Below are 9,277 nucleotides of genomic sequence, written 5' to 3'. Positions count from 1 at the left end.
GATACATTCGACCCGTGCAGCGGCGCGCTCTTCTCCTCGGTTGCCGCGGCGGGGCCTGATCCAGACCGGCTCCCCGTCGCGGGGTTGAGCCGTGGTCACGCGGACGTGCCGGTCGAGAGACCTCCTGGCCATCCGGCCGCCTGAAGTCCCTGCGATCCGCGGGGACGAACCGAGAAAGTAGCCTCGACATCATGAGCCCTGCAGCCGATTCCTTCACCTCCGGCGTATCCAAGATCTCCGCCCCCGCCGGCCCCCGCACCCCGGACCAGCCCGCGTGGAACGCCCAGCGCTCGAGCGCGATGCCCGCGCACCGGTACCGCTCGTTCGCCGACGAGGTCGAGTCCGTCGCCCTGCCCGACCGCACGTGGCCCGACAACGTGGCCACCACCGCGCCCCTGTGGTGCGCCGTGGACCTCCGCGACGGCAACCAGGCGCTGATCGACCCCATGAGCCCCGCCCGCAAGCGGCGCATGTTCGATCTCCTGGTCCGCATGGGCTACAAGGAGATCGAGGTCGGCTTCCCCTCCGCGAGCCAGACCGATTTCGATTTCGTCCGCGAGATCATCGAGGACGGCGCGATCCCCGACGACGTGACCATCCAGGTCCTGGTCCAGTGCCGCGACGAGCTGATCGAGCGCACCTTCCTGGCCTGCCAGGGCGCGAAGAACGTGATCGTGCACTTCTACAACTCCACCTCGGTACTGCAGCGCCGCGTGGTGTTCCGCGCCGATAAGGCCGCGATCAAGAAGATCGCCACCGACGCCGCGCACAAGGTCCGCGAGGTGGAGAAGAACTACCCGGACACCAACTGGCGCTACGAGTACTCCCCCGAGTCGTACACCGGCACCGAGCTGTCCTTCGCCAAGGAGGTCTGCGACGCGGTCACCGAGATCATCGCGCCGACGCCCGAGAACCCGATGATCCTCAACCTGCCCGCCACCGTCGAGATGGCCACCCCGAACGTCTACGCCGACTCGATCGAGTGGATGAGCCGCAACCTGGCGCGGCGCGAGTCGGTGATCCTCTCGCTGCACCCGCACAACGACCGCGGCGAGGGCGTCGCGGCCGCGGAGCTCGGCTACCTGGCAGGCGCGGACCGCATCGAGGGCTGCCTGTTCGGCAACGGCGAGCGCACCGGCAACGTCTGCCTGGTCACGCTGGGCCTGAACCTGTTCAGCCGCGGCGTGGACCCCCAGATCAACTTCTCCGACATCGACGAGATCCGGCGCACCGTCGAGTACTGCAACCAGCTGCCCGTGCCGGAGCGGCACCCGTACGGCGGCGACCTGGTCTACACCGCGTTCTCCGGCAGCCACCAGGACGCGATCAACAAGGGCCTGGACCAGATGAAGGTGGATGCCGACGACGCCGACAAGGACGTCGACGACATCCTGTGGCAGGTGCCCTACCTGCCGATCGACCCCAAGGACGTGGGGCGCAACTACGAGGCCGTGATCCGCGTGAACAGCCAGTCCGGCAAGGGCGGCGTCGCCTACATCATGAAGACCGATCACGGCCTGCAGCTGCCCCGCCGGCTGCAGATCGAGTTCAGCCAGTCGGTGCAGAAGATCACCGACGGCGAGGGCGGCGAGGTCACGCCGAAGGAGATGTGGGACGTCTTCGCGGGCGAGTACATCGACCCGATCCGTCCGCTGGAGCGGATGCGCCAGAAGGTCACCGCGTCGGAGGTGGACGGTGGCGTCGACCGCATCGACGCCGTGGTCAAGGTGGACGGCAAGGAGCAGGAGATCTCCGGCGAGGGCAACGGCCCGCTCGCCGCGTTCGTCGACGCCGTGAGCACCGTCGGGTTCGACGTCCGGGTGCTCGACTACAGCGAGCACGCCCTGTCCGCGGGCGACGACGCGCAGGCCGCCGCGTACGTCGAGGCGATCGTCCGAGTGGGCGACGAGGACCGCACGGTGTGGGGCGTGGGCATCGCACCGTCGATCACCACGGCCTCGCTGCGCGCGGTGGTCTCCTCGGTGAACCGCGCGCACGGCACCGTGGGGGTGCCGGACGACGCGCCGGCGGGCGAGGCGTCGACCCGGACGTGGGCTCCGTAGCCGCCCACCAACCCCGTCGCCGCCCTAGAGGGAGCGCCTCTCCCCAGGCCCCGGCGTTCCTCCCCATGTCCGCGGACATGGGGAGAAGCGCTGCGCCTGGGGAGAACGCGTCCCGCTAGGGAATGCGGCGACGGTCAGCGCGTGAGGAAGCCCGCGAGTTCGGCTGCGACAGTGCGGGGCTGGTCGAGCATCGAGAGGACGTAGGCGTCGTCGACTTCGACGAGGCGCGCGTTCGGGATGAGGTCCGCCAGCATGCGGCCGTGTTCGCGGGGCATCACCCTGCCCGCGGAGGACCACAGGATCAGCGCGTCTCCGCCGAACCTCCTCAGCGCCTCCGTGTTCGCGATCAGGTCGCGGCGGCGGGAGCGGGCGTACTTGAGCAGATCCCGCCGCACACCCCGCTGCCGGATACCGGGTTCCGTCCATCCGCGTACGAGCTCCGCCGGCAGCGGGCGGCGGGCCATGTGGCCGAACAGCAGGGGCAGCCGCATGATCCACGGGATCCGCATCTGGCGCAGCCCCAGGGAGAGGGCGCCGGGTATCCACGCGACGACGGTCGCGGTCTTCCCCGGGAGCCCGGGCGGGAAGTTGTCGAAGGCCTCGCACGGCAGGGCGACGATCCGGCCGACCCGCTCATCCAGCCCGTAGGCGGTGAGGAACAGTCCCCCGCCCCAGTCGCTGTGCACCAGCGTCACGTCCCGCAGGTCGAGGGCCGCGAGGAAGTCGGCTATCAGCGCGTTGAGACCGCGCATGCTCAGGTCGGCGTCGGCCCGGAGCGGCTCGGGATGGGAGCCCAGCGGCAGGTCCGGGCGGATCCAGCGGAACCCGTCGGGCAGCAGGTCCATCACCGGGTCCCACACGGTGCGGTTCATGAGCAGGCCGTGCAGGAGCACGACCGGCGGGCCGTCCCCCGCATCGGCGTAGTGCACGCGTCCGGCGGGAAGATCGACGGTGGGCACGGCCACCACCTCCTAGAATGCTCGTTCTAGAATGTTTGCTCTAGGCTAGGGCCATGGAAGGGAGCACGTCAACCACCACGCGCGACCGATTGGTCGCCGCGATGACCGAGTGCCTGCGCCGGAGGGGCTATGCGGGCACGTCGGTCAAAGAACTCACCGCGAGCGCGGGAGTCACGGTCGGGTCGATGTACCACCACTTCCCGAACGGGAAGCCCGACGTCGCCGCCGCGGCCCTCAGCACATCGGGCGCGGCCTACATGGAGCTGCTGCCCATGCTGCTGGACCAGGAGCCGAACCTCCCCGCGGCGGTCGCCGCCGCGTTCGAGGCCGCCGCCGAGCAGATCGAGGGCACGGGGTGGATCAACATGTGCCCGGTGGGCACCGTCGCGGGCGAGATCGCGGACAGCGAGCCCCGGTTGCGTGAGGTCGCGGCCGAGGTGATGACGGCGTGGAGCGCCGGCGGGGCCCGGTACTTCCGGGCCCGCGGGCTCGCCCCGGACGACGCCGATCGGTTCACGCTCGCCGTCCTCTCGTCCCTGGAGGGCGCGTTCATCCTCAGCCGTACGCTGCGCTCGACCGCGCCGCTCCACGCGGCCGGCCGGGCGATGGCCGGGCACGCGGACGCCCTGCTCCGGGCGCGCACCGTCGACGGGGTGCCGCCGTGCGCCGGATGACGCGTCGCGGCAGGGTCCTCGTAGCCGTTCCGCTGGTGATCGCGTGCGTCCTCGCGCTGCTGTACGGCCTTCTGGCCGTGAGCAAGTCGCGATCGTTCCAGTTCTTCGGCGAGATCGTGAACCGGGTCGAGACGGACCAGCGCGTCGTCGCGCTCACGTTCGACGACGCCCCCACCGAGCGCACCGCCGAGGTCCTCGACGTGCTCGCGGCCGCGCGCGTTCCGGCCACGTTCTACGCGATCGGGCGGAACCTCGAAGAGCGCCCGGACCTCGGCCGGCGGATCGTCGGGGCCGGCCACGAGCTCGGGAACCACACCTACGACCACCGGAGAATGCTGGGCACCCACGAGACTCCCGGCTACGTCCGCGATCAGCTGGACCGCACCGACGCCCGGATCCGAGAGGCCGGGTACTCCGGCGCCATCACCTTCCGGCCGCCCAACGGCAAGAAGCTCCTCGGGCTCCCCTGGGAACTGTCGCGTCGCGGTACGACGACGGTGACCTGGGACGTGGAGCCGGACACGTTCCACGCCGGCGACGCGGCCGCGATCGAGCGGTACACGCTGGACGGTGTTCGCCCGGGTTCGATCGTGCTCCTGCATCCGTTCTGCGAGGAGGGATGTCGCGCCGACCGCGAGGCCCTCCCGAGGATCGTCGACCGGCTCCGGGCGGACGGATACCGCTTCGTCACCGTCGGCGACCTGCTGCGGCTGCGGTGACGCCCGGCCCCGCGCTGCGCGAACGCACGGCGATCGCCGCGCAGGCGACGACCACGAGACCTCCCAGTACCGTCGGCCATCCGATGTGCTCGCCGAGTAGCACTGCCGCCCAGTCCATCCCCAGCACGGGCTGCGTCAGCTGCACCTGGCTCACGGTGGTCATCGGTCCGATCGCGAGCCCGCGGTACCACGCGAAGAACCCGAGATACATGCTCACGACGCCGAGATAGGCGAAGGCGGCCCAGCCCGCCGTCGTTCCCGATGGCAGTCCGTCGCGCGCCGCGACCGCCGTGAGGAGCACCATCACCGGCGCCGATACGACGAGAGCCCACGAGATCGTCTGCCACGCACCGAGCTCGCGCGCGAGGAGACCTCCCTCGGCGTACCCGATCGCGGCCGCGATCACGGCGCCGAACAGCAGCAGGTCGGCCGGCCGGACGGCACCGACTCCCCCGCCCTGGACCGCGGCGAAGCCGACCGCGCACACCGCGCCGAGCGCCGCCGCCACCCAGAACGCCGGCGGGGGCCGCTCCCCGGCCCGCCGTACCGCGGCGACGGCGGTCGCCGCGGGGAGCACGGCGATCACGACGGCCGCGTGCGAGGCGGAGGCGGTGGTGAGTGCGAAGGAGGTCAGCACGGGGAAGCCGATCACCACCCCGAGGGCGACGACGGCGACGCGGATCCACTGACCCCCGCGCGGTAGCGCCTGCCGGGTGACCACCAGCGCCACCGCCGCGAGCGCCGCGGCGACGACGGCGCGCCCGGCCCCCACGAACAGCGGCGGCAGGCCCCCGTCCATCACCGCGACCCGCGTGAACGGGACGGTGAACGAGAAGGCGAGCACGCCGAGGAAGCCCCACAGCAATCCGGACCGGGAGCGATTCGGCGGTATCGGTCGCGCCTCAGAGAGAGTAGCGCTATCGTAGTGGTTCATGTCTGACGATAGCAGTGGCGCTCGGCTCGCGACAGCCCTGCGGGCGTGGATCGCCACCTCCCCGCCCGGAGCGAAGCTGCCGTCCACGCGCAGCCTGGTCGCGGAACACCGGGTGAGCCCGGTGACGGTGCAGCGGGCGCTGCGCGCCCTCACCGCCCAGGGCGTGGTCGAGAGCCGGCCCGGCGTCGGCACCTTCGTCCGCGGGACCCGGGTCGCGAGCCCGGTCGACTTCGGCTGGCAGACGGCGGCTCTCGGGGTGCAGGGGCGCCGCGCACCGTCGCACCCCTCCGCGCTGCAGACCGCCGACGGCGACGCCATCGGCCTGCATTCCGGCTATCCGGACCGGGAACTGTTGCCGGAGCGCCTGGTCCGTGCCGCGTTCGCGCGCGCCGCCCGGGGCGAGGCGCTGCTCGGCAGGCCGCCCACGGCCGGGCTGCCCGAGCTCCGCTCCTGGTTCGCGGCCGAGCTCGAGGCCGCGACGCCCGCGGGCACCACCCCCGCGGCCGCACGCGACGTGGTGGTGACGCCCGGCAGCCAGAGCGGGTTGCTCACGGCGTTCCGGGCACTCGTCGGGGCGGGCCGCCCGCTCCTCGTGGAATCGCCCACGTACTGGGGCGCCATCCTCGCCGCGCGACAGGCGGGCGTGCAGATGGTGCCGGTGCCCAGCGGACCGTCGGGCCCCGATCCCGCCGTGCTGGAACGGATCCTGGCGGAGACCGGGGCGCGCGCGTTCTACGCGCAGCCCACGTTCGCGAGCCCGACCGGAGCCCGCTGGGACGCCAACCGGGCGGAGCGCGTGCTCGAGGTGGTGCGCGCCGCCGGCGCGTTCGTCATCGAGGACGACTACGCCAAGGACTTCGGCATCGACGCCGATCCGGTGCCCCTCGCCACCCGGGACGGGTCCGGCCACGTGGTGTACATCCGCTCGCTGAGCAAGTCCGTCGCGCCGGTCGTGCGGGTCGCGGCGATCGTGGCCCGGGGGCCCGCCCGGGACCGGATCCTCGCCGACACCCAGGCGGATTCGATGTACGTCAGCGGGATCCTGCAGTCCGTCGCGCTCGACGTGGTGACGCAACCGGCGTGGCGCTCGCACGTGCGGCGCGTGGGCCGACAGCTCGGCGAGCGCCGCGACCTGCTGCTGCGATCGCTGCGGGAGCACGCGCCCACGGCCACGATCGAGGCGGTGCCGCGCGGCGGACTCGCGCTGTGGGCGCGGCTGCCCGACGACGCGGATCTCGCCGCCGTCGTGGAGCGGTGCCGACGGGACGGCCTGATCGTGGGTGCCGGCGACGAGTGGTTCCCCGCGGAGCCCACGGCGAACCACCTGCGCCTGGCGTACGCCGGCCCGCAGCCGGAGCGGTTCGAGGAGGCGGCCCGCATCCTCGGCTCCGCCCTCTCCGAGCCCGCTACCGCCTGAGTCCGTGCTTGCGGGCGACGATGGAGGAGACCACCTCGACGGGGACGAGACGCTTGAGCAGGAACACGAGCGGGGCGTTGCTGCCCACCGCGTAGAACTCGCGGGGCTTGCCCGCCTCGATCGCCGCGACGATCACCGAGGCCACCTTCTGCGGCGCGATCCCCGCCTTCTCGTTCGCGTCGAGGTTCTCGATCATGGTGTCGAAGTCCTTGCGGTACACCGAGTCCTCGGCGACGTACTTCGTGCGCCGCTCCCCTATCCCGGTGGCGATCGATCCCGGCTCGACGGTGGACACCCAGACACCGAACGGCGACAACTCCTGCCGCGCCGCGGACGCGAAGCCCTTGAGCGCGGCCTTGGCGGCGACGTACGAGCCGCGATACGCCAGGGGGAAACTCGCGAGCATGGAGCCCACCATGATCACCCGGCCGTGGCCGCGCGAGCGCATGCCCGGCAGGAGCCTCTGGGTGAGCTGGACCGCCCCGAACACGTTGGTCTGGAACAGCCGGTCCACGGCATCGGCGGGCAGCTCCTCGAGCGGACCGGACTGGCTCTCGCCCGCGTTGTTGACCACCACGTCCACGTCGCCGGCCGCCGCGGCGCAGGCGGCGATCGAGTCCCGGTCGGCGAGGTCCAGCGCAAGGTACTCCACGCCCGCGATCCGCTTGTCCGCAGGGATCGTGCCGGGGTCGCGACTGGTGCCGAGAACCCGGTATCCCTTGGCCGCCAGTGCCTTCGCCACCTCGTAGCCGATGCCCGACGATGCGCCGGTCACCAGCGCGGTACGCCCGTTCATGCCTGTCCCTCCGTCGTCGTGATCCCGGTCGCCGCGGCGGCGGCGCGCCCCGCGGTCATCCCGGAGAAGATGCAGCCGCCGAGGAAGGTGCCCTCGAGGGCGTTGTACCCGTGTACCCCGCCGCCTCCGAAGCCGGCGACCTCGCCCGCGGCGTACAGGCCGGGAACGGGCGCACCGTCGGGCCCCAGGACCCGCGCCGAGAGATCCGTCTCGAGCCCGCCGAGCGTCTTGCGGGAGAGGATGTTCAGCCGGACGGCGATCAGCGGCCCGTGCTCGGGATCGAGGATGCGGTGCGGTTTCGCGACCCGCACCACCTTGTCGCCCAGGTAGTTCCGGGCGTTGCTCATCGCCTGCAGCTGGGCGTCCTTGCTGAACGGGTTGGCGATCTCCCGGTCGCGCGCCTCGATCTGCCGCCGCAGGTGCTCCTCGTCGACGTGGCCGCCGCGCCCGATCCTGTTCATGCCCTCGACGAGCTCGGCGAGCGTGTCCGCCACGACGAAGTCCTCGCCGTGCTGCTTGAAGGCCTCCACGGGGCCGGGCGCACCCTTGGATTTCACCCTGCCCAGCGCGAGCTTGACGTCCTTCTCCGTGATGTCCGGGTTCTGCTCGGAGCCGGAGAGCGCGAACTCCTTCTCGATGATCGTCTCCGTGAGCACGAACCACGAGTAGTCGTAGCCGGTGTCGAGGATCGCCTTCATCGTGGAATTGGTGTCGAAACCCGGGAAGTTCGGCGCACGGAAGCGGTTTCCGTTCGCGTCGAACCACAGCGACGACGGGCCGGGGATGATGCGGATGGCGTGCTTCGGCCAGATCGGGTCCCAGTTGTGGATGCCCTCGGTGTAGGCCCACACGCGGTCGCGGTTGACGATGTTCGCGCCCGCCGCCTCCGAGATCCCCAGCATCCGGCCGTCCACGTGCGCGGGAACGCCCGCGATCATCGTCTCCGGGAACGGCCCCAGCCGCTCGGCCGGCCAGTACTTGCGCATGAGGTCGAAGTCGTGGCCGATGCCGCCCGAGGTGACCAGGACCGCGGGTGCGCGGAACTCGAAGCCGCCCACGGTCTCCCGCGAGCTGGCGACGCCCCGATCGAGGTCCGTGGGCTCGAGGACGGCTCCGCGCACCCCGACGATCGCGCCGTCGCCGTCGCGGAGCAGTTCGTCCACGCGGTGCCGGAACGCGAAGCGCACCGATCCGCTGCGCTCGGCACGCTCCACCGGCTCCCGGAACACGCGGACCACCTCGGGCCCGGTGCCCCAGGTGAGGTGGAAGCGGGGCACCGAGTTGCCGTGTCCGTCGGCGGCGCCGCCGCCGCGCTCTGCCCACCCCACCACCGGCGTGATCCCGAGCCCGAGCCGGCGGAGGTAGTCCCGCTTGCGGTGGGTCGCGAATTCGACGTAGGCCTTCGCCCAGCGGCGGGGCCAGAGATCCTCCTCGCGGTCGAACCCCGCGGAGCCCATCCAATCCTGCAGCGCGAGCTCGTACGAATCCTTGATGCCGAGCCGGCGCTGCTCCGGCGAGTCGACGAGGAACAGCCCGCCGAGGCTCCAGAACGCCTGGCCGCCGAGGTTGTTGCGGTTCTCCTGGTCCAGGATCAGCACCCGGCGCCCCACGCGCGAGAGCTCGTACGCGGCGACGAGGCCCGCGAGCCCGGCCCCCACCACGATCGCGTCCGGGCGGAACTCCGCCGAATCCGTCGATGCCGTCCCGGCCATCCG

Annotated in this window: 8 protein-coding genes; 4 read left to right on the top strand and 4 right to left on the bottom strand. The window is 71.8% G+C overall.

Features of this window, described 5'->3' with window-relative positions:
• Nucleotides 1–191 precede the first annotated feature (191 nt).
• Entirely contained in the window at nucleotides 192–2,063 is a 1,872-nt protein-coding gene (gene leuA / locus BN39_RS07630; RefSeq protein WP_019201787.1) for a 2-isopropylmalate synthase, read from the top strand.
• Nucleotides 2,064–2,197: 134 nt separating this feature from the next.
• Here the strand turns inward: leuA and BN39_RS07625 are convergent, their stop codons facing one another.
• Nucleotides 2,198–3,022 (bottom strand): alpha/beta fold hydrolase, encoded by an 825-nt coding sequence (locus tag BN39_RS07625; RefSeq protein ID WP_040766900.1) that lies wholly within the window; start codon nucleotides 3,020–3,022, stop codon nucleotides 2,198–2,200.
• Nucleotides 3,023–3,075: 53 nt separating this feature from the next.
• Between BN39_RS07625 and BN39_RS07620 the strand changes: the two genes are divergently transcribed.
• Both BN39_RS07620 and BN39_RS07615 read left to right on the top strand, forming a co-directional pair.
• Complete coding sequence (locus tag BN39_RS07620) at nucleotides 3,076–3,696, top strand: TetR/AcrR family transcriptional regulator (protein WP_040766003.1); 621 nt, start codon at nucleotides 3,076–3,078, stop codon at nucleotides 3,694–3,696.
• Nucleotides 3,693–4,415: a polysaccharide deacetylase family protein gene (locus BN39_RS07615; protein WP_040766894.1), complete on the top strand. Its 723-nt coding sequence runs from the start codon at nucleotides 3,693–3,695 to the stop codon at nucleotides 4,413–4,415. Before BN39_RS07620 ends, BN39_RS07615 begins: the two co-directional genes overlap by 4 nt.
• On the opposite strand, the gene BN39_RS07610 is transcribed toward BN39_RS07615, so the two are convergent.
• Entirely contained in the window at nucleotides 4,384–5,349 is a 966-nt protein-coding gene (locus tag BN39_RS07610) for a DMT family transporter (RefSeq protein ID WP_051158852.1), read from the bottom strand. The two genes, BN39_RS07615 and BN39_RS07610, sit on opposite strands and share 32 nt — an antisense overlap.
• On the opposite strand from BN39_RS07610, the gene BN39_RS07605 reads away from it, so the two are divergent.
• Complete coding sequence (locus BN39_RS07605) at nucleotides 5,348–6,766, top strand: PLP-dependent aminotransferase family protein (RefSeq protein ID WP_040766001.1); 1,419 nt, start codon at nucleotides 5,348–5,350, stop codon at nucleotides 6,764–6,766. The genes BN39_RS07610 and BN39_RS07605 overlap by 2 nt on opposite strands.
• Here the strand turns inward: BN39_RS07605 and BN39_RS07600 are convergent.
• Both BN39_RS07600 and BN39_RS07595 read right to left on the bottom strand, forming a co-directional pair.
• Nucleotides 6,756–7,562 carry an SDR family oxidoreductase gene (locus BN39_RS07600; RefSeq protein ID WP_019201781.1) on the bottom strand — a complete coding sequence of 269 codons (807 nt, stop codon included), beginning with the start codon at nucleotides 7,560–7,562 and terminating at the stop codon, nucleotides 6,756–6,758. The two genes, BN39_RS07605 and BN39_RS07600, sit on opposite strands and share 11 nt — an antisense overlap.
• Nucleotides 7,559–9,274 (bottom strand): FAD-binding dehydrogenase, encoded by a 1,716-nt coding sequence (locus BN39_RS07595; RefSeq protein ID WP_019201780.1) that lies wholly within the window; start codon nucleotides 9,272–9,274, stop codon nucleotides 7,559–7,561. Before BN39_RS07595 ends, BN39_RS07600 begins: the two co-directional genes overlap by 4 nt.
• Between the last annotated feature and the right edge of the window lie 3 nt (nucleotides 9,275–9,277).

Source organism: Tsukamurella sp. 1534, assembly GCF_000312385.1.
GTDB lineage: Bacteria > Actinomycetota > Actinomycetes > Mycobacteriales > Mycobacteriaceae > Tsukamurella.
The sequence above is the reverse complement of the archived record's forward strand: the minus strand, read 5'-3'. Positions and strand labels throughout refer to the sequence as shown.